Genomic DNA, 22,561 nt, shown 5'->3' on the forward strand with positions numbered 1-22,561 from the left:
CACTACCGTGCGGCGACCGTGCGCCACCTCCGAGCGTCTCGCGGAGCACGCTGCCCGGCTTGCTCGGAAGAACGAAGCACTCGAGGATCATGCGGCACTGCTTGCGCACGAGGTCAAGTCGTCACTCCTCAGCGCCCTCCACAGTGATGACCTGCGCCTGGGTGTGACCCGTGCGGTCGAGCTGGTCGACACCATCCTGGACGCGGTGCACGCCGAATCCGATCCCGGCCACGGGTCCGCACTGACGGCGGACTGCCTACGGCAGGCGGTTGCCGACAGCAAGCTCCGGATCGAAGTCATCACGGGACCGGTCGACGACCTGCCGATTCCAGCAGGCGTTCTCCGGCTCCTGCTCAGGAATCTCGTCGCCAACGCGACAGCAGCCGGTGCACGCCGGATTCATGTCTGGTCCCGGGTGCAGAGCGATCGCAGCGTCCTCGTCGTCGAGGACGACGGGGTCGGGCCGGCCTCGAGCCAGGGCTACGCGACGGGCACTCGACTCGGTCTCACCCTGTGCCGCCGGCTGGTCGCCCGGTTCGACGGCATCATCGAGCTCGAACCCCGAACCGTCGGAGGAGCCCGCGCCATGGTCATCGTCGGACGCCGCGGATGATCCGCCTCCTGCTCGTCGATGATCATGGCCTGTTCCGTTCGTCGCTGCGGACCCGACTCGATCGCGAGCCGGACCTGACAACCGTCGGCGAGGCGGGAACTGTCCCGCAGGCCGTCCGAACGGCACGCGCGGTCCAACCCGATGTCGTCCTGCTGGACCTGGTGCTGCCGCGGCGGGGCGGGACCGACGCCATTCCGGATCTCCTCAAGGAGGCTCGGTCGACGAGAATCCTCGTCGTCTCGTCACTGACCCAGCCGACGTCAGTACGGCGGGCGCTGGCTGCGGGTGCGCACGGATATGTGCCCAAACGAGCGTCCGACACCGAGTTGATCGAGGCGATCCACCGCGTCGCGGCCGGTGCGCGGTACGTCGATCCCGATCTCGGCGCCCACCTGGTGGTCGACGACGGCGTACCGGCACTCGAGCCGATCTCCGAGCGTGAGCGTGATGTTCTGGCACTGCTTGCCCTCGGTTACACGAATCAGGAGATCAGCGGGAAGCTCTACATCTCGGTACGCACGGTGGACACCCACCGGGCCCACATCATGCGAAAACTCGACCTGGCGACCAGAGCCGAACTCGTCCTGTTCGCACTCGCCCACGGCCTGATCGGAGCGAGCTGAGTGTGAAGCGATGAGCTTCAGCCTTGCGCCAGCAACGTCCGCACAGCGGGCGTACCGGCCCGAGGGCTGGTCACGCGCGGCCGGCTGACAGCAGGCGCAGGTCGCGTCCGCGTTGCACGGCCGAGGATCGGTCGGTGGCGCCGAGCTTGGCGTAGATGCGACGGATGTGGGTGTTGACCGTGTTCAGCGAGACCGACAGTTCGCCGGCAATCTCGGGCCTGGTGAGGTTGGTCGGCAGGTAGCGGAGCACGCGGAGCTCGGTCGGGCTGAGGTTCTCAACCGGCGCAGGGGCTGTGGGGCTCTCGCCGCGAACGGCGTCGAGGATGTCGGTGATGAGTGCGGCGTGCGACGTGCCGTGCGGTGGCAGGGCGGTCAGCAGCTGCCAGGCGCCGGTCATCGCGAAGGGCAGGATCAGCCGGTCCGGTTCGGCCAGGTGCAGCGCGCGCTCCATGGCTGCTCGTGCCGCACGCTCGTCGCCGAGATCCCGGCAGGCGAGCGCCTCCAGCAGGTGAGCCTCGATCAGGGTGGCGTACGGGTTGACCGGGGCCAGGCCGTCGAGCACGGGCCGGAGTTCGCGGCGGGCGGCGGCCGGATCGTGCTCGGCGAGGCGGATCACCGCAGCCGCGTTGCGGATCTCGCCGGTGGCGGCCAGCTGGTCGTCGACGGTGGCGAGGGTGGCTCGCGCTTGGTCGATCTTCCCGAGACGGGCCTGGGTGGCGATCGTCCAGCCGACGACCCGGGACGTCAAGGCGTGCCTCCCGGTGATGCGGGCGCGGACCTGCTCGGCGGCGATGAGTTCGGCCAGCGCCTCGCGATGGCGGCCGCGCCCGGCCCAGAGGATTGCGGCGATCAGGTGGATGAGGAGGCGAAGGCCTGGCTCTCCGCCGGCCTCGGTGGCGTGCTTGGCGCGCTCCAGCCATTTCTCGCCGCTGTCGAACTGGCCAGCCGAGACGAGGATCCCGGCGAGCGTCGCCTGCGCGGGCGCGATCACCGGTTCGGCGTCCCAGCCGTGCCGCGCCGCCTGCGCTATGGCGTTCTCGCAATGCTGCCGGGCCAGGGCGTAGGACTGGCCGGTGGCGGCGAACCCGAGGTGCGCGAGGCACGCCACCTCGAGGTACGGCCGACCGATGTCGCGGGCTAGGGCCGCGCCCTCCAGCAGACTCTTCTCGCTCTCCGCCAGCCGCAGCGACCACGCTTCGGTGACGCCGAGGTTCAGCAGCGCGATGGCCCGCAGGTCGTTGCCCAGAACCACATCTGCGGTGGACTGCCCGGCGGTCGGGGCGGGCAGCGCGTCCACCTGCTCGAACACGCTGACGAAGTGACCGCGCAGGCGCGCCGACAGGAGGTCCAGACACGCGACGGCCATCCGCAGCCGGTACTGCTGGTCGGGCGCTGTCGTCGCGGCGTACACCCTGACCACGTCGAGGTGCGCATCCGCCTGGTCGAGGTGGAGCTGGTCGAGGTCGGCGATCGCGTGCACCAACGCCAGCCCGGGGAAGTCCTCGCCGATCCGGGCCGGGAAGGTATGGAGGAGCACCGCCACGGTCCCGGCCTGGCCGTCGAGGGTGAGGCTGAGGGCGTGGTCCGTGAGAAGCCGGGCCGCCTCGGTCCAGTCACCAGCGGCCTGCAGATGGCGGATGGCGTCGGCGGTGTCACCGTTGTCGGCGAACCACCGCGCGGCGATCCGGTGGAGCTCCGGGACCTCCGCGGGGACGGTACGGCGGAGCTCCAGCCGGAGCAGGCCGCTGAACATGTGGTGGTAGCGGAACCAGGTACGAGCGGGGTCGAGGGACAGGACGAACGCGTTGGCGTCCTCGAGCTCCAGCAGGATCCGTTCTGAGCCTGTGGCCCCGGTGAGCAGGTCGGCCAGCTCGCCGTTGACCCGGTCCAGCAGGGAAGTACGCAGTAGCAGGCGTTGTACCTCTGGTGGCTGCCGGTCCAGCATTTCGGCCATCAGGTACTCGGCGACCGTGCGATCGCTGCCGGAGAACTCGGCGACGAACCGTTCCGGGTGCGGGTGCCCGGCCAGGGACAGGATGGCCAGCCGCAGCCCGGCCGCCCAGCCTTCGGTCCGCTGGTACAGCGTGGTCACCGCCTGGTCGGGCAGCGTGATCCCGGCGGCCGTGAGCAGCTTGCGAGTCTCGTCCTCGGTGAAGAGCAGTTGCGCCGCGCGGATCTCGGCCAGCTCTCCCGCCAGCCGGAGCTGATGCAGGCGCAGCGGAAGGTCGCGGCGGGTGGCTACGACCACATGGACGTTCGCGGGGAGGTTCGTCAACAGGGCGGTGAGCTGCTCGATGGCCTCGGCGGAGGTCAGCTCATGCAGGTCGTCGATGATCAGGACGCAGGGATCGCCGGACGCCGCGAGCTCGGACAGCACCTTGTCCACCATGGCCCGGCCGTTGAACCCAGGCGCCGGGGGCGGGGCCTCGGAGCCACGGATCGCGCCCAGCAGGGTGAGCCAGAACAGCTGCGCGTCGTGCTGGCCGGGCTTGACCGACACGAAGGCGATCCGGCCGCGCTGGCGCTGTCGGTCGGCCCACGCGTGCAGTAGCGACGTCTTCCCGCTGCCGGCGGGCGCGGAGATGACCGTCACGCGCTTCTCGACCGCGTGGTCCAGGGCGGTGAGCAGCTCGCGACGGTCGATCAGCCCAGGCCGCGTCCCGCCATCTTCTCCAGGCACCCGGTCAGCGTACTCGCGGAGATCACTGGAATCAGGTGACGACCTCTCACCGGCCTGATCGCGAAGCTGAGCACATCTTGATCGACTGCGCAACGAAACAGAGGGTGATCATGACTTCGTCGAGTCCAAGCGAGAACGAACTACCGGACTACGCTCCGGTCCCCGAGGCGGCCTTCGGCCCGGCCCTCAACGAGCAGGGGTACTTCGTCGGCCGGGTCGAGCGCAACCTGTTCTGGGTCACCGACGGCACCTACCAGTCGGCGTTCCTCGCGACGCCCGACGGGGTGGTCCTGTTCGACGCCCCGCCGACCATCGGCCACAACCTGCGGCGGGCCGTGGACGAGGTGGCGGCGGCCGAGGGCATCGGCAACACGGTGACCCACCTGGTCTACTCCCACCACCACGCCGACCACGCCGGCGCGGCGAACCTGTTCGGCGACGACATCGTGCGGATCGGGCACGCGGAGTCCCGGCGGTTGCTGCTGCGGGACAACGACGCGACCCGGCCGGCCCCGGAGGTCACCTTCGAGGACCGCTACACACTCGAGGTCGGCGGCGAACGGGTCGAGCTGGCCTACCACGGGCCCAACCACTCGCCGGACAACATCTACATCCACTTCCCGGACCACGACACGCTGATGCTGATCGACATCGTGAACGCGGGCTGGGTACCGATCTACAACCTGAACCTGAGCGAGGACGTGCCCGGGTACATCGGCGCGCCGGATCAGGCGATGGACTATCCGTGGAGCCAGTTCATCGGCGGTCACCTCGGCCGGCTGGGCACCCGCGACGATCTGGTCCTGCACCAGCAGTACATCGCCGACATCGTCGAGAGCTCGCACACCGCGCTCGCCTCGGTCGACCCGACCCCGTACTTCATGAAGTACGGCGCCAACGTGTGGGCCGGTGTGGGCGGCTACCTCGACGCCGTCACCGCGGAGGCCGCCGCACCAGTGATCGCCAAGTACACCGGCGTTCTCGCGGCCGCCGACGTACCCGCCTTCACCACCAGCACGACCTTCAGCATCCTGCAGTCCATCCGTCTCGACCTCGGCACCGGATCGCAGGTGCACCCATGAGCGCGCGGGTGGCAATCGTGGTCGGCGCGGGCGGGGAACTCGGCCGGGCGACGGCGCAGAAGCTGGCAACCGGCGGGTTCACGGTGGTCGCTGTCGACCGGAACGCCGAGGGCCTGAAGGAACTGCCGGACGGCATCCGCTCCGAGGTAGGCGACGCGGCCGACCCGGCCGTCGCGAAGGTCCTTGTCGACCGGATCGCCGCCGAGGTCGGTCCGCCCGAAGTACTGGTCAACACCCTCGGCACCTATGGCCTCGGTGATGCACTCGACGCGACCCCGGAAGATCTGCGGCTCATGATCGACGTCAACGCAGGCGCCGCGCTGTGGCTGACCCAGGCGGTGGCGCCGTACATGAGAGACCGAGGTACGGGCGTCATCGTGCATGTGGCCTCCAAGCCCGGGTTGGAGCCGACCCCTGGGATGGCGGCGTACGGCGTGAGCAAGGCCGCGCTGGTCCATCTCACCCGCGTGCTCGATCTGGAGCTCCGCCCGCTCGGGATCCGGGTCAACGCCATCGCACCGGACATCCTCGACACCGCCAAGAACCGGCCGTACCTGAGTCCCGAGTTGATGGCGCACGCGGTCTCACCGGAGGCCGCCGCCGACGCCATCGCCTTCCTCGTCAGTGACGCCGCGGCTCCGATCAGCGGCGCCATCGTGCCGACCTACGGCCCCTGACCGTCAACCCGTCGTACCCCTGGAAAGGTCCACCATGTCATCCAGCTCAACCCCGAACCGCCGCTCGTTCTTAGCCCGTGGGGCGGCGATCGCGGCAGTCCCGGCGCTAGCCACAGTGGCCGGGGGAGTCCTCGCCGAGCCGGCCGCGGCCGACGACACGTTGCCCGACTACGCGCCGATTCCGCCGTCCGCGCTCGGCCCGGCCGTCAATGCGCAGGGCTACTTCGTCGGGCGGCTCGAGAAGAACCTGTACTGGGTCACCGACGGCACCTACCAGGCCGCGTTCCTGACCACCAAGGACGGAGTGGTGCTGTTCGACGCACCCCCGAGCATCGGGCACAACCTGCAGCGAGCCATCGACGAGATCGCGTCCGCCAACGGCGTGTCCAACAAGGTGACGCACATCGTCTACTCGCACCACCACGCCGACCACCTCGGCGCCTCGTCCCTGTTCGGCCGTCACGTGGTCCGCGTCGGCCACACCGAGACGAAGCGGTTGCTTGCCCGGGACAACGATCCGACCAGGCCCGTGCCCGACCTGACCTTCGAGACCCGTCGCACGCTGCGCATCGGCGGCGAGCGGATCGACCTGGCTTGGCACGGCACGAACCACACGCCCGACAACATCTACATCCACCTGCCGAACCACGACACGCTGATGCTGGTCGACATCAACCTGCCCGGCTGGGTGCCGTTCGCGAGCTTCAACATCAACGAGGATGTCCCCGGCTCCATCGCGGCCCCGGCCAAAGCCCTGACCTACCCGTGGAAGCACTACATCGGCGGCCACATGGGCCGGACCGGCACCCGGAAGGACATGGTCGTCTACCAGCAGTACGTCGCCGACCTCATCGACGGCGTGAAGAAGGCGCTGGTGGCGGTCGATCCGACCCCGTTCTTCACCAAGTACGGCGTCAACACCTGGGCCGCGGTCAAGACCTACCAGGACGCGCAGGTCGACTACGCGGCCGCGCCGGTGATCAAGAAGTACACAGGGGTGCTCGCCGCCGCCGACGTCTACACCGCCAGCACCGCGTTCCTCATCCTTGAATCGGTCCGACTCGACAGCGGTGTCGGCTCGCAGGTCCACCCGTGACACTTGGCGGATCCTTCGCACTCGGCCCGTGGCAGGTGCGCCGGGCCGGGTACGGCGCGATGCAACTCGCCGGCGACGGGGTCTTCGGTCCGCCGGGAGACCGCGACGAGGCACTGCTCGTACTGCGCGCGGCTGTCGCGGCCGGGGTGAACCACCTCGACACCGCGCAGTACTACGGGTCGGGCACGGTGAACAAGCTCGTCCGCGAGGCCCTGCACCCCTATCCAGACGACCTCGCGATCGTGAGCAAAGTGGCCGCCCGCCCCGACACGGATCCCGCGCTGCTACGCCAAGGTATCGAGGACAACCTCGCCACGCTCGGCACCCAGCGGCTGGCGGCGGTGAACCTGCGGATGACGGATCCGGCCGAGATCCCGGGCAGGCAGTTCGACGCCCACCTCGCGGCTCTGATCCAGGCCCGCGAGGAAGGGCTGATCGACGGCATCGGACTCAGCAACATCTCCCGGTTGCACCTGCTGCGAGCGGTCGACCAGACGGAGATCGTCTGCGTGCAGAACCTCTTCAACCTGGCCGACCAGCGGTCCCTCGACGTCCTTTCCGAATGCGAGGCACGCGCGATCGCGTTCGTACCGTTCTGTCCGCTGGGCTTACCCGGCGAGCAGCGGCACCAGCTGCTCGCCGACCCCGTCCTCGCCACACTCGGCGAACGACTGGGCGTGTCGCCGGCCCAGCTCGCGCTCGCCTGGCTCATCGACCTCGCCCCGAACATCCTGCTCATCCCAGGCACCCGCACCCGCGCCCACCTCGCCGAGAACCTCGCAGCCGCCGACCTCCGCCTCGACGAAGAGACCCGCACCGAGCTGACCCGCCTTGGATCGCGAGTGAGATAGGAGTCGTGGGGCCCAAATCTTGACAGAGTTAAGTAAAGGCTCCAATATCCTATCGGATCCGTGTTTCTGGGAAGCGCGAAGACCGCGAGCACCAGGAGTCTCGGCTGTCAGCTCATCAGAGAGGTCACCGCTCATGACCAGATCCCTTCGAAAGAGGGCGATGCAAGGCATAGTCGCGCTTGTCGCCGTCGGCGCGCTGCTCCCGGCGGGCGCGGCGGCGACGCCATCCGCCGTACCGGGCGCGAGTGGACCGCCGCGGGGGCCGCGCGAGGTCACCACGACGGCGAGCGCTCCCAGCGCGGCGAGCATCAGCAGCCCGGCGAGCGTCACCGCGGCGGCGAACCCTTCACTCGGTCCGGCGGGGGAGGCGGCGCAGAAGCCCTACATGGGCTGGAGCAGTTACAGCATGCAGGTGTACGAAACCAAGCCTGGCGCCCCCAGTTGGATCACGGCGGACCAGATCATCGCGCAGTCGGATGCGATGCACACCAAGCTCCAGCCGTTCGGGTTCAAGAACATCAACATCGACGCGGGGTGGAACGACGGTGTCGACGAGTACGGCCGGCCCGTACCGAGCAAGAAGCTGTATCCGGATGGTCTGCAGGCGGTGATCAAGCACATCCACGCGAACGGCCAGAAGGTCGGGCTCTACAGCATCCCGGGAATCTCGCAGGCGATGATGGACGCCAACTATCCCGTCTACGGCCACCCTGGCTGTACGACGGGAGACCTGGCTAAGCAACCCCTGCAGCAGGGGGACTACTGGGGCTTCGGGTACCGCATCGACATGACGAAGCCGTGCGCCCAGGCGTACATCGACTCGATCGCCGATCAGTTCGCCGCGTGGGGCGTCGACTTCCTGAAGTTCGACAGCGTGACCCCGGGCTCCGGCAAGAACGATCTCTCCCTCGACGCACGCGACGAGGTCAAGGGATGGTCGCAGGCGCTCGCTCGCCACAAGATCTGGTTCGAGCTCTCCTGGGCTCTCGACATCAACTACGCGGACTACTGGAAGCAGTGGGCGAACGGGTGGCGACTCGACTGGGACGTCGAGTGCTACTGCCCGGGTGAGGCGCTGACGGCCTGGCCGAACATCTCGCGGCTCTTCCCCAAGGTGGCGGACTGGTGGCGCCATGGTGGGCCGGGTGGCTGGAACGATCTCGACTCGCTGAATGTCGGCAACGGCACGATGGACGGCCTGACCAAGGACGAGCGTCGTACTGCGGCAACGCTGTGGGCCGTCTCCGCCGCTCCGTTCTACATCGGCAACGACATGACCAAGCTCGACTCGTACGGGCTGGAGTTGCTCACGAACCCCGAGGTGATCGCGGTCAACCAGACCGGGCGTCCCGCCCAGCCGGTGTCGACCAAGACCAACCGGCAGGTGTGGTACTCGCTCAACGCCGACAGTTCGTACACCGTCGCGATGTTCAACCTCGGGACCACCGAGGCCAACATGACGGCGAACTTCGCCGACCTCGGTCTGGACGGCTCCGCGAAGGTGCGCGACCTGTGGGCGAAGAAGGACCTGGGACAGTTCGCGTCCAGCTACACCGCGGCGACTGTGCCCCCGCACGGTGTCCGTCTGTTCAAGGTCACGCCGCAGAAGAACGCAGCGATCCGCGTCAACGACGATGACCTGCGCGTCTCCTACGAGGGCGCCTGGAAGCGCAACGGCAACAACGAGGTTCCGGCGGTCTCGGAGCCGCTGACGGTCACGGTGGCGGACTCTGGGGCTCCCGCGGCCGCCAAGGCGACCACGTCCGCCGTACGGACGGTCGACCTGAACAACGACGACCCGGGCATCGTCTACACGGGTTCGTGGAGCCGGAGTACGGGCCGTGGGCTCGGTGACTATCAGGACGACGTGCAGTACACGGAGACCAACGGCGACGCCTTCTCGTACAGCTTCGTCGGCAACGGTGTCGACTACGTGACGGAGAAGGACCCCTCGCAGGGTGAGGTCGAGATCTACGTCGACGGTGCCTTGAAGGCGACCGTGGACACCCACGCCGACACGCGCTCGGCGCAGCAGGTGGTGTACAGCATCTCGGACCTGCCGAACGGGAGCCACACGATCCGCGGTGTGAAGAAGTCGGGACAGTTCATGCTGGTCGACAAGCTGGTCGTGCGGCAGGAGAGCCTGCTCAACCCGGGTACCGCGGCCTTCGACAAGTCCGCTCAGGCCGATGTCAGCACCGAGATCGGGCGCGACCCCGGCGAGCTGGTCTCGATCGCGAACACCGGCAAGATCCTTGTCATGGGCACCGACTACACGGTCGCGGGCAAGGTCGTGACCATCAAGAAGGAGTACCTCGCGACGCAGCCGGTCGGCAGCACGGCGCTGGACTTCAGCTTCCGTGGTGACTACCGCGACGACGTGCACTCCGCCACGGCGAACGGCGCGGCGATCACCTTCGCCTTCCGGGGCACCGGCGTTGACTGGATCACGGCGCTGGCTCCGGATCAGGGCGACGCCGACGTCTACATCGACGGCAAGCTCGTCCGCCGGGTGAACCTCTCCAACGAGGCGCGTGTCACGGCGCGGCAGGTGTTCACCCAGACCGGCCTGACGGATGGGCAGCACACTCTGCGCATCGTGAAGGTCTCGGGTGAGGTGCTGCGAAGCGACATCATCGGGTACACGATCGCGAAGTAACCCTGAGGTCGTAGGAACTGGGAGATCTGGAACCTGTCGAAGGTTCCAGATCTCCCATGCGTGTCCGCCTGATCTACCGGAGGATTGGTGGCGGCCCGGTATGGTCTTGTTGGGTTGATGCCGCTGTGATGAGAGGTGCGGGTGAGCAAGGGCTGGTGGTGGATCGCGGTCGGCGCCGTTGCCGTGGCGGCCTGGGCCGCGCGCGGGGGAGAGTCGCCGGAGACTGCGGCCCCGCCTCGGGCCGTCGCGTCGGACACGCCCAGTCGTCCGGCACCGAAGCCGAGCGCCACGATCACGCCGAGTCCCGCGGACTGGTCCACGAACTACGATCCGGCGTTCTTCGCCGCGCAGGTGCGCAGGTCTGCCGGTCGGGCAGAGATCAAACCTCAGTTGCTGATGGCGATCCTCTACAACGAGTCCTACAAGCCGCACGACCCCGAGCTGGAACGCTCCTGGCAGCGGATCAAGCCCGACGCGGCGTTCGGCATCGCCAACATGCATCGCGCCGCCTTCAACGAGGCCAAACGCGGCCGCAGTTTCGCCGGCCGGAGCTGGGAAGAGCTGCCCGACAACCCCGAGCTCGCCGTGGAAGCGGCCGCCTGGCATCTGCATGACCTGGCCGCGCGACTGCCCAGTCGTACGCGCGGGACGCTCAGCAAGGACGAGTTGCTTGCTCTGGGCTACAACACAGGTTCGGGCAACATGCGAGCCTTCGCCGCGGGCGCGAAGCCTGGCGCTCAGGCGCAGTCCTACCTCGACCGCCTGCACCAGAACTGGGACAAGGCCGCGAACGCCGTCCGGGTGCCATAGAGCCTGCGCCCGGGACGCACACGTCAGCGGGTTGGCGCGATTCGGGTTCCGCCGCCGACACTCGCCAGGTAAGGCTGTACTAGTTCGGTGAACAGCTCGCTGGGTGGCAGCCCGAGCTCGCGGTCCAGCATCGCGCGGAACTTCTCGTAGTGGTTGACGGCTTCGACGATGTCGCCGTTGTCCAGGTGGGTTCGGACGATGGTGCGATGCGCACTCTCGTGAAGTGGCTCGATGCTGGTCGCCGCGCGCGCGGCCTGGAGTGCTTCGTGATCGCGCCGTTGGAGCCGCCGGCAACTGGCGAGAGCGTCCAGAGCACTGAGCCGCAGGTACTGCAACCGCTCGCGCGCAGCGAGGACCCAGTCGTCGTACCAGCCGGGCAGCAGCTCCGAGGACTGCAGGACGGCGGCTGCGGCGTCCTCGCCGCCCTCGTCCCTGCCGTACGGGTCGTGGATCAGCAGTTCGGCGCTCGCCCGGAATCGGTGGACGTCCACGGCGACCTCGCTCGCCAGTGCGAGGGAGGTGTCGCCGATCTCCAGCAACGGTGGTACGCCGGCATGACGGTGACGCAGTCTCCAGAGAATCGCGCGGAGGCGAGCGGCCGCCACCTCGTCGCGGCAGTCCGGCCAGAGCGTCGCGGCCGCTTGAGTCCGTGCGCAGCGCCCCTGCAGGGCCAGGAGGGCGACGAGGTGCTGCGGCCCGGACGGCAGTTCGATCGGTTCGGGAGTGTCGCTGTGGCCGACGCCGACCGTCAGGAACCAGTCGCCGAGAAGGTGAAGCCGCAGGTCGCAACCGCTTGGTGTGCGCACTGCCCGGCCTCCCCCCAGTCGAGGTGACGGCGTGCGTCGGAACGAGCCTGCCCCCCGGCTATGCTGCCCCCGCAGATCTGCTCTCCACTATGTGTGACGGCGGATACCGAACGCCACCGTCTATTGCACGATTAGTCAGGAAGCGCCGGATGTCAACCTGTCAGAGCGATCCCTCGTGGCTCGATCGGTCGATGAAACGTTCGAGCCAGGCTCTGACCTCGCTGTAGACCACTGCCTCGACCAACGGCTTCCTGACAACGCTGAGACAACAGCATGACAACGCGGTGAGGACGTGCTCCGGACTCCACTTGCTGTGAGCACTTGACAGAGCGAGGGGGTGACTCATGAACAAGAAGCTGACGAAGGTCGCGCTCGAGCTGGAAGAAGTCCAGGTCCTCCCGGAGCGAGAGGCGCTGGGTTCGTTCAACATTGCGAACATCGTCGCATCCAACACGGCTGTGGCGGTGAACGCGGCGTCCCACTTCTCCGTGGCGAACGCGGTGGCGCTACAGGGCATCAACGTCCACCAGCACTGACAGATCCGACACAGGTCGATGCGTGGGCGGTGGCGCAGGGCGCGCCGTCCACGCACTCGAGGAGAGGATGTGATCTCGATGACGAATCTCGGCAGGATCTCTCGGACGGAGGTCGCGAATCAGTCGGTCGACCTCTTGCCCGCAAGAGAGGCGTTGGCGTTGGTGAACATCACCAACATCACCGCGATCAACCTGGCCATCGCGGTGAACGCGGCCACTATCGGCTCGACCGCGAGCGCAGCGGCACTGCAGCATGTGGCTGCGTTCCAGCTCTAGCAGCATCCGCGCACGGGGAAGGCGGGGGGCTCGCGCCTCCCGCTCTGGTCGAAGGCCACCACGATGACGGCGAACGAGTTGGTCGATCGCACGACTGCGGGCCCGGTTCAAGGCGGACCCAGGCCGAGCCGTGCGGTCGGCCTGCGGCTGCTCGGACCGTACGAGGGCTCCGGATTTCGTGAGGAGCGCTACCTGGTCGAGCGGGCCGACCGGCAGATGGTGCTGCTCACCAAGCTGCTCTACCTGATCGTCGACCACGCCGACGGGCGTACCTCCACCGACCTGCTGGCCGACCGGGTGAGCCGGGCGTACGGCCAGCGTCTCGATCCCAACGACCTGGTTCAGCTCATCCACGACAAGCTCGGGCCGTCCGGTCTGGTCGCGCTCTGGAACGGCGCACCTGTAGGGCAGCGACGCGCCGACCCCCTGCTGGCGTTGAGTGTTCGGGGCGTGCTGTTACCCACGGCCGCGGTACGAGTCGTCGCCCGGGTCTTCGCCCCGTTCTTCCACCGACCGGTCGTCCTCGGCGTGCTGACGGCAGTAGTCGCCTTCGACGTGTGGATGGTCAGCAATCTGGCGTCTTCGGAGGTGTTCGCCGCTCTCATCGAGCCGGCCGGCGTCCTTGCCGTCCTGGCTCTGTTGCTCGCCGCAACGATTTTCCACGAGTTCGGCCACGCCGCCGGATGCAGCTACGGAGGTGCCAAGCCGGGGCGGATCGGCGTGGGGATCTATCTGTGGATCCCCGCCTTCTACACGAACGTGACCAACGCGTACCGCCTGGATCGTGCGGGCCGGCTGCGGACCGACCTGGGCGGCGTGTACTTCAACGCGGTCTTCATCGTCGCGGCCGCCGCGACGTACCTGTGGACCGGGTGGGCTCCGCTGCTCGCGGTCGTTGCCCTCTCGCACTTGGAGATTGTCCAGCAACTGCTGCCGGTGGTCCGGTTCGACGGGTACTACATCCTCGGGGACCTCGCCGGTGTGCCGAATCTCTTCGGGCACGTCCGGCCGATCATGCGGAGTCTGCTTCCGGGCCATCGTGGCGACCGGAGCGTCGTGCAGCTCAAGCTCCGGAGCCGGGTGATCGTCACGGCCTGGGTGTTGGTCACCGTGCCCGCGTTGATCATCGGCTTCGGACTTGCCGCGTGGAACGCCCCCCGCTACCTGGCCGACTTCTGGGACCGGTCGAGCGAGCTGGCAGCCGGTGCGCGAGCGCTCTTCTCCGCAGGGCAGCCGGGCGCGGCGACGCTCGCCGTCCTGTCTCTGCTGGCGATCACCGTGCCCGTCATCGGCCTCAGCCTGGTACTCGGCAGATCGGTGCTGCACGTTAACCGGTTGCTGCGGGCCCGACACGCCGCAGGCGAGGCTGCACGGACCACTCCCGTCCCGCCATCGGCAGAGGACGAGCATCGGACGGCGCCGGGAGAGGAACCCGTGAGCTCTGTGGACAGCTCGAGTGATCATCAGACCAGGATCAATGGCGCCGAGTCGCAGCTCGTTGCGGCAGCCCCGCCCGGCGCGGCCGCTTTCACCGAGGAGACCATGCTCCGCCGGCGCGTGCCGCCGCCCCAGCACGGGTGGCGTCACGGTCTGTACTTCGCGACGAACGGTCGCGTCAACGTAGGCCCCAGCGTCGCCGAACAACGCGAGCAGGAGCGGATCTCCCGGGTCCGAACGCCGCTGCGGGGACCGCGCCGAGTGGTCACGCTGAGCCGGAAGGGTGGTGCCGGAAAGACCACCACAACACTGATGCTCGGCCACACCCTCGCCGTCCACCGCGGCGACCGGGTGGTTGCGCTGGACGCCAACCCCGACGCGGGCTCCCTCATCTACCGCGTCCGGCGAGAGTCACCGGCCACGGTGACCAGCCTGCTGGGCGAGCGCGAGCTCATCACCAAGTACGCCGACCTGCGGGCCTATACCTCGCAGGCGCCGAGTCGGCTCGAGGTGATCGCGTCCGACGACGATCCTCGCATCAGCCAGGCTCTGGGCGACCTCGACTATCGCGCCGCCATCGGTCTCCTCACGCACCACTACAACCTGATCCTCGTCGACACCGGAACCGGCATCCTGGACAGCGCCGTCCAGGGCATCCTCCGGGAGGCTGACCAGGTCGTCGTCGTCATGCCGCCCGCGCTGGATGGCGCTCGGGTCGCCGCGGGAACTTTGGACTGGCTCGATCAGCACGGCCACGAGGACCTGGTCACCTCCGCCGTCGCGGTCATCAACACGACCAGAGGAAGGCCGCGCTGGCTCCAGCTCGACGAGATCGAGAAGCACTTCTCCGCGCGCTGCGCCGGGACGGTCCGCATCCCGTGGGACCCCGCGTTGGAGACAGGCGCGGCCACCGATCTCGACGACCTGCGCCCCGCTACCCGCGACGCCTACCTTGAATTGGCCGAATTGGTTGCCGACGGCTTCTCCGTGGACCGCTGGAGCACCCAATGAACTGTCATTCGTTCGTGTCATGTCCCACCCGAAGAGGAGCCAGAACACGATGACAATCCGCCAGCGACTCCAAGCGACAGTGCTGATCGCATCCCTGGTCGTGGGTGCGGCTGGCGGCTCCAGCATGCTCAGGTACCGCAACGGGCAGGACTTCGACCTGGTCGCGTCCGCCAATCCCGCGACTCCACACAGTTCCGACGCGGATCGCACGGCCATGTACGAACGTGCACGTGGGAAGCGGACCCAGGCCGATGCTGTGGCGAGCGCCTCTGCAACCTGCGACTCGTGCAGGGGGACTGCGACCGCGGTGCAGGTCGTCTACTTCGGCAATGCGCGAAAGGGCACAGCCGACAACATGGCGACTGCGTCGTCGAGCTGTCGCAACTGCGGTGCCATCAGCGTGTCCGTGCAGGTGGTGGTCGTACGGCCAGGGACCAATCTGACGGCCCGGAACCGCGCACTGGCGGTCAATGCCTCCTGTGCGGGCTGCTCCACCGGGGCTGTCGCGGTCCAGTTCGTTGTCGTCACGAAGAAGCACCAGGCGTTCTCACGCAACGGCCGCGCGCAGCTCGAGGCGCTGGCGAACCAGCTGGAAGCGGAGCTGCGAGGGGCGGCCCGCACCAAGGCGGCCCGCACGACCGCGGCCAACGAGAAGATCGGGCTGCCGGGCATCGAAGCCCTTGTCAGGAACGAGCTCAAGCCGACGACCATGCAACCCCACTTCGCCATCGAGACCGGATGACGGGAGGCCACGCAGATGCCTGTCCACCGACTGACCACCATCGCGATAGCCGCTGTTGTTTCGCTCGCGCTTGTTGGCTGTGAACCCGTCGAGACCACCTCACGAGGTAGCAAGAGCAGCAGCAGTAAGAGCAGCAGCACCAAGAGCAAGACCAGTGACAACAGCGGAAAGAGCAGCACGAAATCGCGCGCCAGTGTCAAGATCACCGCGTCCGACAAGGTCTGCTGGGCGGGGAAGGTGGGCGGGCAGACCAAGAAGGGCTGCGGCCGCGCCACCATCCAGGTCCGGAACTCCGAAGGCACCTATCGGATCCAGCTTCGAAAGACCAAGGGGAGTGGCAACCTCAGCGTCGTACTGATCGTCAACGGCGACAGAGTCGACAGCGGCAGCATCACCTCCAGCTCAGGCGCAGTCTCCATCAGCTACGCCAGCGGATAGACCGGGCGACCAGGACCGACAGCGGCCGGCACTCGATGTGCCGTCTGCATGAACTGCAACAGATGTTTCATATTCCGAGGAGGGATGCGCAGCTTGACCACCGGCCTTGAGCTCAACTCGTGAGCGGTGGCAGCTTTGTCACCTGCTGGATGGTCGAGTGCGGTGCGATGGGCGGCATCGGGTGACGTATGGTCGGACTTACTCATGGTCAGACCGACCGAAGCTGATCTGATGCCTGTGGGGGTGGGGGAAATCGTCATGACCGGTTGGGGCAGATGTAGGCAGGTCCGGATTCGGGCGTTCGAGGAACGCCGGTCATGACCGGCGCCAGTACTCCGCGTGTGCGTCGTGCCGGCCGTGGGCGTCGAAGGCCGTTCTCGGTCGAGGCGCGCTTGGCCGAGCATGTCGACAGGCTGGCCGACGAACATCCGCCGATCCCGGTGGACAGCGCGGACTATTCGATGGCGCGACCGGAACTGCTCGCCGACAAGTTCGGTCCGGTACTGACCTACATGTCGAGGGTCGAGCTGGAAGTCGAACGGAACGTGCTCGAGCTGAACCTGCTGCTGCCGGACCCGCCGGCCGTGGACCGGCACTTCTACGCCGACGTGTGGCTGCCGCAGGAGACGCACCATGGGTTGCTGCTGGATCGGATGCAATCGCTGGCCGGTCTGCCGCCGGCGGATCCGGACCTCACCTCGGTGAAATTCAGCTACCGGCTACTCGGTTCGCTCGGGCGATGGAGCGCAGTCCAGGACGTGAGCCGGATGCTGTACTACCTCACCGGCGTCGCAACGGAGCAGTCGGCCATTCTCGCGTACAACAAGCTTCACCAGGGTTTGCTGGATCTCGGTGAGCGGGCCGTCGCCACGACCGTCGTCGCGCCGATCCGTCGCCAGGAGCCGGGCCACTTCGCCTACTACAAGATCGCTGCTCAGGGTCTGTGGGCCGAGCTGGCCCCGTGGCAGAAGTGGCTGGTCAGGACGCTGCGGCGCCATACCTTCGAACCGGTCGGCGCGTACACCAAGAAGCAATGGGCGCAGTTCGGTGCTGTGATGCACCATCTCGGCATCACGGCGGAAGGTGGGCGCGGGTTGACTCGCTACGCCCAGCAGATCGGGCGAGTCGAACTCGAACTGCTCTGGGCACAGAAGCAGGGTCTGCGCGTACCTGCCTACGTCGTGGACTCCCTCAAGTCCGCCGCCAAGCTCGCCGCCAAAGACCGCTCTGGCGGCATTCGTCGAAGCTGAGCCTAGACGTGGTTGGGGCCGGGAACGCAAGGTTCCCGGCCCCGACCAGTCGACTACTGGGTGCCGAAGACCTCCAGTTCCATCATGTCCATGAACTGGCAGCCGGCGAACGGACCGTTCGGGCAGTTGGTGGCGATGTCCGGGACCTGCGGGCTGAGCATCCAGAACTTGACGAACTTCACGCCGGCGGTGTTGCCGGTCGGCGTGACCTCGTTGTACCGGCCGCGGTTGGCCGCGCCGAAGGTGCCCTCGGCCGCGGTGGCCCAGGTCGTACCGTTGGCCGAGGTCTCGATCCGGAAGCCGCCGGTGGCCGCGCTGCCGGGATCGCCGCAGGTTTGCGACGGGTCGACCGAGAAGGTGCTGATGTTCACGGCCGCCGGCAGCGCCACCACGATGAACTTCGGGATCGGGGTGTTGGTCGGCGTGCCCTGGTTGTCGCCGGTGGTGCTACCCCAGCCGGTGCCCTGGGACAGGTCGATCGCGTACGGCGGCGTACAGGCCGGCGCGAAGTCCGGGCCGTTGAAGGCCGTGATCGAGCCTCCACCGGCAGCGGCGGCCCAGTCACGGCGTGGTGCGAAGTTGACCGTCGAACCGCCCGGTGCGACTGTCACAGCCTGGTTCAGGATCTCGTAGGGACCGCCGGCGACGACCAGCTTCGGATACGTCCCCGGCAGGACTCCGTCGATCGAGTACTTGCCCTGGGCATCGGTCACGTCGGAGTAGTCGCCGGAGTAGCCGGAGTCGTGCCCGGCGATGAACACCAGCGCGTTCGGTACCGGCGCGCCGGTGAGCTTGTCCGTCACCGTGCCCTGCAGGGTGGCCCCGGCGCCGGTGGGCGGCACGTGGAAGTCCTCCGCCGGGACCGTATCGGCGGCGTCGACGACGCCGGCGAACCAGCCCATGCCGCGGGTCGCGAAGATTCGCCAGAGAGCGTCGACGTCCTTGCCGCGGTTGACGACCTGGTCGGCCTGCAGGATCGCGTTGCGCATGTCCAGCAGCGACGGGTCGGGCGGGGAGAGCTCCATCGCCCGGGTCACCAGCGAGATCGTCCTGCTGTGACCGAAGCGCTCCCGGACATCCCACAGCACCTGCGCCCAGAACTCACCGATGTCGTGCACCTCGGGCCCACGCAGGCCCAGGTTCGGGAAGTCGGCGAAGGTGTAACCGCCCTGGGTGCCGTCGAGTGCGACGCAGTTCGAGGCTGGCGAACCGACCCGGCAGTCCATCGCCTCCTTGCGGAACAGCCCGCCGGCGACGGTGTACGTGCCCACCTTGACCTCGCCGTCGCGCCGGCCGCTGTTCGGCTGGAAGCCCTTGGCGACCAGGTAGTCCATCGCGTAGAAGTCGCTCCAGCCCTCACCCATGCCGCGGGCCTGCACGCTGCCGAGCGTGGAGTTGCCGGAGGCATCGACCACGAGCCGGTTGGACAGGCCGTGGGTGTACTCGTGGTACAGGATGCTCGCGTCGTTCGCCGAACTGGTCGGCACGAACGGGTCCTCGGGGTCGGCCGGGTTGTGGAACAGGTACATCTGCATGGTCGGCGGGGTGCCGTCCGGCGGCGTGTTCATGTTCGCGTTGTCGACGTGGCCGCGGTCGGGTAGGCCGTCCAGGGTGTTAGCGCCGTCGATCGCGTTCAGCAACACCGGGTCGCTGCCCTTGGCCTCGAAGTTCCCCGCCGCCGCGGTGAACCCGATCGGCGAGCTCCCCAGGTAATTGTGGAAGTTGCTGGCCAGGTAGAACGCCTGGGTCACGTCCTGGTTCAGGTTCGTCCGCCAGGAGTTCGCCGTCGCCGGGTCCCAGGTGCAGACGAAGGCGGCCGAGCACTGCGGGTTGCTCGCGAACGGCACCAGCCGGTACTCCGCCGTGGTCCTCGTGCCGGGCACCCTGACGGTCTCACCCGCGTTGGCCAGGTCGTCGTCGTTGATGTCGGCGAACGCGTTGACCGAAGTACCGTCCTGGAGCGTCTGGGCGCCCTTCTGCAGGTAGCCGGCCTTGAAGAAGTTGACCTTCCGCTGGGTGCCGCCCTTGGCCGCGCCGGGGTAGTAGTCCGTCACCAGGCCGTCGCCGTTGGCGTGGTCGACCAGCGGCCGACGCTGCCGGTCGACGCGTCGATCACATGGCTGTAGATCAGCGTGCCGCCGGCTTGGGTGTACGTCGCCCAGCCCGGTCGCAGCCCGGCTGGTGTGTAGAACCAGACCCGCTTGGCGTAGTCGCCGTTGCCCCACTTCTTACCGTTGGCCACCGTCTTCGCGCTGGTCGCGGCCGCCTTGCCGCCGACGTCCCTGGCGGCAGCCGTGCGGGCGCCGTCCGCGGACACCGAGGTGGACCTCGCACGGGCGGCGAGCCCGGCCAGACCCGGTACCGGCGAGCCCATGATGGCGATCAGCTCACCGCGCTTGGTGACGTGCCCGACGATGCCGTTGCCGAAGAGGGGGGCGCCGTTCACCCACTGCTCCCAGGACAGGTGGTGGGACCCGCCGACGTCGCGGTAGTCCTTGCGGAGCCGCAGCGTCCGCAGGTCGTTCTCGGTCAGCCGGAAGATCTCCGGGTGTGCCCGGATGTAGTCGAACACGATCCGGGCCGGCGGCTTGCTGCTCGGCCCGGTGAGGAACCCGTTCAGCTTGGCCACCTGCTTCGGAGTACCGGTCGCCGGGTCCACTGAGACGATGCCCTGCGGGCCCAGCGAGTCGCGGAACTTCTCCGCGGCGGCGCCCTCCTTGGCCATGGTCTTGGCGGCCTGTGCGTACGTCGCACGCGCGCTCGGCGTACGGGCGTCGTAGAAGCCCTTCGTTTCTCGCTGGCTCGGTTCGGCCTGGACCGCGGGTGCGTCCGGGTCGGCCTTGGGTAGCGAACCGGCGGCATTGGCGCCTGAGCCCATGGTCATGGCGAGAACGGTGGTCGTCACCGCACCGATGGCCAGGAGCCCCCTCCCTTTGCGTGTAGTTCTCATGGCAACGCTCCGTCGAGATCGTTGCGGGCGGGCAAAAAGGCCCCTCGGCCGGACAATATGCCTGCACCCACCCGGCGTGAAGGGATCGCGACGCGGCGGTGAACAGTGCGAGGGCATTCACTCGCGTCAGACCGCGTCAGACTGGGGTGGACGCCAGTGCGACGGCTACGCGGGCGGCGATGTCAGCGTTGTTCCGGGCCAGTGCGAGGTTCGCGGGGACGCTCTGTCCGTCCGTCTCCTTCTCGATCCGCTCGAGGATGTACGGCGTGACGGCGGGACCGGTGACTCCTGCGCGAGCAGTCGAGTCCAAAGCGGCGGTGAGTACTGCGTTGATCCGCGATTCGGGGATCTCGTCGTCGACTGGAATCGGAACAGTCAGCAAGACACCGGTGTCAGGCCGCGCTCGGAGGCGGAGAACGTCACAGACCACTCGAACGTCGTCGACCCGGTGAGGAATCGGCAAACCACTCGACCGCGTGTAGAAGGCCGGGAACCAGTCGTGGCGCCAGCCCAGGACGGGGACACCGACGGTCTCGAGGTACTCGAGTGTTCGCGGCAGGTCGAGGAACGCCTTGGCGCCGGCGCAGACGGTGATGACCGGGTGGTTGGCGATGGCGTCGAGATCAGCCGAGATGTCCCCGCTGAGTTCGGATCCGCGGTGGACGCCTCCGATGCCGCCGGTGGCGAATACCGAGATACCCGCTGCGTGGGACAGAGCGACCGTGGCCGAGACCGTGGTGACGCCGACATCCCATCCTTGGGCTTGCGCCACCGACAGATCGCGCTCTGCGACCTTCCGTGCGCCCTGCAGCACTCTCTTCTCTTCGTCGGACGAGAGACCGACGTGTGGCCGGCCGTCGAGGATCGCGGTCACGGCCGGTGTGGCGCCATGGTCGAGGACAGCTTGCTTGCACCCTTCGAGTGCATCGGCGTTCGCAGGTGCAGGCAGCCCGAGAGTCGAGAAGATGGTCGACTCCAGCGCGACGACCGCACGACCTTCGGCCAGAGCCTGCGCCACGTCGTCGGACAAGATGGGTCGGACAGCCTGCGCCTTGGCGTTGTCAGTCACGAACAGCTCCCTTTTCGTCTGTGGTCATGGTCAGGGTGGCGCCAGGTTCGATGAGGGCCCTGCTGGCGAGGTTGTGGCCGGCTTCGACTGCCTCGAGGTCCTCGGCGTGGTCGAGGACGGCGGACAGGAAGCCCGCCGCGAACGCATCGCCGGCCCCGGTCGTGTCACGCACGTCCTCGACCGGGGGCACCCGCACGGTTGCTGACCTGTTGGCGGCGAAATGAACCTCGGTAGGTTCGATGCCGTTCTTGACCACAACCGTCGTGCGAGGAGTGGCGAGCTGGCGGAGGGAACCAGTGTCAGCTTCGGTTCCGTTCGCGAAGACGTACCTAGGCTGCAGCGATCTGATCAGGGCACGGAAGGTCGCGGGTCCGAAAGAATCGATGAGAGCGATCGAAGAAGCATCGAGGGTGAGGATGGCGCCCTCGGCATGAGCGAGGTCCGCGGCTTGGCGGAGGACGGACCAGGTCGGCCCGGCGAGGGAGTACGCCGAGAGGTGGATCGCTTCCGCGCCGGAGATCCAGGAGTCCGGAACGTCACTCAGCTGGGCCGCGGCCGCTCGGTCGGGGAACATCGTTCGTTCTCCAGAAGCATCCACCAGGATGACGATGGTGCCGGTTCGTCCCTGTCTCTGGACCATGGTGTCAACTCCAGCGACGGCCAGGTCTCGGACAAGTGCCTCGCCGACGGGGTCGTCTCCGACCCGGCCGATGAACCGGGTCGAAGTGCCGAGGCTGCTCGCGAAGGCGGCAACATTGGAGGCTGCGCCGCCCCGTGCCCGGCGGATCCGCGCCGGGTTGTCTGTTCCGGCCCGCGGCGCACCAGCTGACCAGACGACGATGTCTTCGACGAGGTCGCCGATGCACACAAGAGCGCGGCGATTGTGGGCAGTCATGGGGTTTACACCTCCAGTCCGGGCTGGGGCGACGCTATGGGAAGACCGTGCCTCAGTGCG

At 67.8% G+C, this 22,561-nt stretch carries 20 protein-coding genes; 14 read left to right on the forward strand and 6 right to left on the reverse strand.

What is annotated here, in order from left to right:
- The first annotated feature begins 7 nt into the window (after positions 1 to 7).
- Both ACFPJ1_RS42625 and ACFPJ1_RS42630 read left to right on the forward strand, forming a co-directional pair.
- Complete coding sequence (locus ACFPJ1_RS42625; protein ID WP_380112138.1) at positions 8 to 613, forward strand: ATP-binding protein; 606 nt, start codon at positions 8 to 10, stop codon at positions 611 to 613.
- Positions 610 to 1,236, forward strand: coding sequence for a response regulator (locus tag ACFPJ1_RS42630; RefSeq protein WP_380112139.1), 627 nt, complete (start codon positions 610 to 612; stop codon positions 1,234 to 1,236). The genes ACFPJ1_RS42625 and ACFPJ1_RS42630 overlap by 4 nt, the downstream gene beginning before the upstream one ends.
- A 70-nt stretch (positions 1,237 to 1,306) precedes the next feature.
- Here ACFPJ1_RS42630 and ACFPJ1_RS42635 read toward each other — a convergent pair whose 3' ends face one another.
- Positions 1,307 to 3,916, reverse strand: coding sequence for a winged helix-turn-helix domain-containing protein (locus ACFPJ1_RS42635; RefSeq protein WP_380112140.1), 2,610 nt, complete (start codon positions 3,914 to 3,916; stop codon positions 1,307 to 1,309).
- A 110-nt stretch (positions 3,917 to 4,026) separates the two neighbouring features.
- Between ACFPJ1_RS42635 and ACFPJ1_RS42640 the strand changes: the two genes are divergently transcribed.
- The 6 genes from ACFPJ1_RS42640 (at position 4,027) to ACFPJ1_RS42665 (ending at position 11,091) form a co-directional block, all read left to right on the forward strand.
- On the forward strand, positions 4,027 to 4,998 hold the full coding sequence (locus ACFPJ1_RS42640; protein ID WP_380112141.1) for an MBL fold metallo-hydrolase: 972 nt from the start codon (positions 4,027 to 4,029) through the stop codon (positions 4,996 to 4,998).
- Positions 4,995 to 5,675: an SDR family NAD(P)-dependent oxidoreductase gene (locus ACFPJ1_RS42645; RefSeq protein ID WP_380112143.1), complete on the forward strand. Its 681-nt coding sequence runs from the start codon at positions 4,995 to 4,997 to the stop codon at positions 5,673 to 5,675. Before ACFPJ1_RS42640 ends, ACFPJ1_RS42645 begins: the two co-directional genes overlap by 4 nt.
- Before the next feature lie 34 nt (positions 5,676 to 5,709).
- Positions 5,710 to 6,771, forward strand: coding sequence for an MBL fold metallo-hydrolase (locus ACFPJ1_RS42650; RefSeq protein ID WP_380112144.1), 1,062 nt, complete (start codon positions 5,710 to 5,712; stop codon positions 6,769 to 6,771).
- Complete coding sequence (locus tag ACFPJ1_RS42655) at positions 6,768 to 7,622, forward strand: aldo/keto reductase (protein ID WP_380112146.1); 855 nt, start codon at positions 6,768 to 6,770, stop codon at positions 7,620 to 7,622. Before ACFPJ1_RS42650 ends, ACFPJ1_RS42655 begins: the two co-directional genes overlap by 4 nt.
- A 160-nt stretch (positions 7,623 to 7,782) precedes the next feature.
- A complete protein-coding gene (locus tag ACFPJ1_RS42660) occupies positions 7,783 to 10,281 on the forward strand; it encodes a X2-like carbohydrate binding domain-containing protein (protein ID WP_380112147.1) in 2,499 nt (832 codons plus the stop codon).
- 141 nt (positions 10,282 to 10,422) lie between these two features.
- A complete protein-coding gene (locus tag ACFPJ1_RS42665) occupies positions 10,423 to 11,091 on the forward strand; it encodes a transglycosylase SLT domain-containing protein (RefSeq protein WP_380112149.1) in 669 nt (222 codons plus the stop codon).
- A gap of 23 nt (positions 11,092 to 11,114) precedes the next feature.
- Here ACFPJ1_RS42665 and ACFPJ1_RS42670 read toward each other — a convergent pair whose 3' ends face one another.
- A complete protein-coding gene (locus tag ACFPJ1_RS42670; RefSeq protein WP_380112151.1) occupies positions 11,115 to 11,897 on the reverse strand; it encodes an AfsR/SARP family transcriptional regulator in 783 nt (260 codons plus the stop codon).
- Positions 11,898 to 12,241: 344 nt separating this feature from the next.
- On the opposite strand from ACFPJ1_RS42670, the gene ACFPJ1_RS42675 reads away from it, so the two are divergent.
- The 6 genes from ACFPJ1_RS42675 (at position 12,242) to ACFPJ1_RS42700 (ending at position 17,587) form a co-directional block, all read left to right on the forward strand.
- Positions 12,242 to 12,433 (forward strand): hypothetical protein, encoded by a 192-nt coding sequence (locus ACFPJ1_RS42675; RefSeq protein ID WP_380112152.1) that lies wholly within the window; start codon positions 12,242 to 12,244, stop codon positions 12,431 to 12,433.
- Between the two features lie 78 nt (positions 12,434 to 12,511).
- Positions 12,512 to 12,709, forward strand: coding sequence for a hypothetical protein (locus ACFPJ1_RS42680; protein ID WP_380112154.1), 198 nt, complete (start codon positions 12,512 to 12,514; stop codon positions 12,707 to 12,709).
- Positions 12,710 to 12,772: 63 nt separating this feature from the next.
- Positions 12,773 to 15,157: a MinD/ParA family ATP-binding protein gene (locus ACFPJ1_RS42685; RefSeq protein ID WP_380112155.1), complete on the forward strand. Its 2,385-nt coding sequence runs from the start codon at positions 12,773 to 12,775 to the stop codon at positions 15,155 to 15,157.
- Positions 15,158 to 15,206: 49 nt separating this feature from the next.
- Complete coding sequence (locus tag ACFPJ1_RS42690; RefSeq protein WP_380112156.1) at positions 15,207 to 15,899, forward strand: hypothetical protein; 693 nt, start codon at positions 15,207 to 15,209, stop codon at positions 15,897 to 15,899.
- A 15-nt stretch (positions 15,900 to 15,914) separates the two neighbouring features.
- Positions 15,915 to 16,337 (forward strand): hypothetical protein, encoded by a 423-nt coding sequence (locus tag ACFPJ1_RS42695; RefSeq protein ID WP_380112157.1) that lies wholly within the window; start codon positions 15,915 to 15,917, stop codon positions 16,335 to 16,337.
- A gap of 317 nt (positions 16,338 to 16,654) precedes the next feature.
- Entirely contained in the window at positions 16,655 to 17,587 is a 933-nt protein-coding gene (locus tag ACFPJ1_RS42700) for a GTP-binding protein LepA (protein WP_380112159.1), read from the forward strand.
- 53 nt (positions 17,588 to 17,640) lie between these two features.
- On the opposite strand, the gene ACFPJ1_RS42705 is transcribed toward ACFPJ1_RS42700, so the two are convergent.
- The 4 genes from ACFPJ1_RS42705 to ACFPJ1_RS42720 form a co-directional block, all read right to left on the reverse strand.
- Entirely contained in the window at positions 17,641 to 19,641 is a 2,001-nt protein-coding gene (locus ACFPJ1_RS42705) for a M36 family metallopeptidase (protein WP_380112160.1), read from the reverse strand.
- Positions 19,638 to 20,471, reverse strand: coding sequence for a hypothetical protein (locus ACFPJ1_RS42710; RefSeq protein ID WP_380112161.1), 834 nt, complete (start codon positions 20,469 to 20,471; stop codon positions 19,638 to 19,640). The genes ACFPJ1_RS42705 and ACFPJ1_RS42710 overlap by 4 nt, the downstream gene beginning before the upstream one ends.
- Positions 20,472 to 20,673: 202 nt before the next feature.
- Complete coding sequence (locus tag ACFPJ1_RS42715) at positions 20,674 to 21,606, reverse strand: pseudouridine-5'-phosphate glycosidase (protein WP_380112162.1); 933 nt, start codon at positions 21,604 to 21,606, stop codon at positions 20,674 to 20,676.
- Positions 21,599 to 22,501: a carbohydrate kinase family protein gene (locus ACFPJ1_RS42720; RefSeq protein WP_380112164.1), complete on the reverse strand. Its 903-nt coding sequence runs from the start codon at positions 22,499 to 22,501 to the stop codon at positions 21,599 to 21,601. The genes ACFPJ1_RS42715 and ACFPJ1_RS42720 overlap by 8 nt, the downstream gene beginning before the upstream one ends.
- Between the last annotated feature and the right edge of the window lie 60 nt (positions 22,502 to 22,561).

Origin of the sequence: Kribbella qitaiheensis (assembly GCF_042657745.1) — a bacterium.
GTDB lineage: Bacteria > Actinomycetota > Actinomycetes > Propionibacteriales > Kribbellaceae > Kribbella > Kribbella qitaiheensis.

What these genes read in the sequence shown, in the direction of transcription:
- ACFPJ1_RS42630 (WP_380112139.1), top strand. Translation starts at nt 610, where the DNA reads ATGATCCGCCTCCTGCTCGTCGATGATCATGGCCTGTTCCGTTCGTCG.
- ACFPJ1_RS42640 (WP_380112141.1), top strand. Translation starts at nt 4,027, where the DNA reads ATGACTTCGTCGAGTCCAAGCGAGAACGAACTACCGGACTACGCTCCG.
- ACFPJ1_RS42645 (WP_380112143.1), top strand. Translation starts at nt 4,995, where the DNA reads ATGAGCGCGCGGGTGGCAATCGTGGTCGGCGCGGGCGGGGAACTCGGC.
- ACFPJ1_RS42650 (WP_380112144.1), top strand. Translation starts at nt 5,710, where the DNA reads ATGTCATCCAGCTCAACCCCGAACCGCCGCTCGTTCTTAGCCCGTGGG.
- ACFPJ1_RS42660 (WP_380112147.1), top strand. Translation starts at nt 7,783, where the DNA reads ATGCAAGGCATAGTCGCGCTTGTCGCCGTCGGCGCGCTGCTCCCGGCG.
- ACFPJ1_RS42675 (WP_380112152.1), top strand. Translation starts at nt 12,242, where the DNA reads ATGAACAAGAAGCTGACGAAGGTCGCGCTCGAGCTGGAAGAAGTCCAG.
- ACFPJ1_RS42680 (WP_380112154.1), top strand. Translation starts at nt 12,512, where the DNA reads ATGACGAATCTCGGCAGGATCTCTCGGACGGAGGTCGCGAATCAGTCG.
- ACFPJ1_RS42685 (WP_380112155.1), top strand. Translation starts at nt 12,773, where the DNA reads ATGACGGCGAACGAGTTGGTCGATCGCACGACTGCGGGCCCGGTTCAA.
- ACFPJ1_RS42690 (WP_380112156.1), top strand. Translation starts at nt 15,207, where the DNA reads ATGACAATCCGCCAGCGACTCCAAGCGACAGTGCTGATCGCATCCCTG.
- ACFPJ1_RS42695 (WP_380112157.1), top strand. Translation starts at nt 15,915, where the DNA reads ATGCCTGTCCACCGACTGACCACCATCGCGATAGCCGCTGTTGTTTCG.
- ACFPJ1_RS42700 (WP_380112159.1), top strand. Translation starts at nt 16,655, where the DNA reads ATGACCGGCGCCAGTACTCCGCGTGTGCGTCGTGCCGGCCGTGGGCGT.
- ACFPJ1_RS42710 (WP_380112161.1), bottom strand. Translation starts at nt 20,471, where the DNA reads ATGACCATGGGCTCAGGCGCCAATGCCGCCGGTTCGCTACCCAAGGCC.
- ACFPJ1_RS42720 (WP_380112164.1), bottom strand. Translation starts at nt 22,501, where the DNA reads ATGACTGCCCACAATCGCCGCGCTCTTGTGTGCATCGGCGACCTCGTC.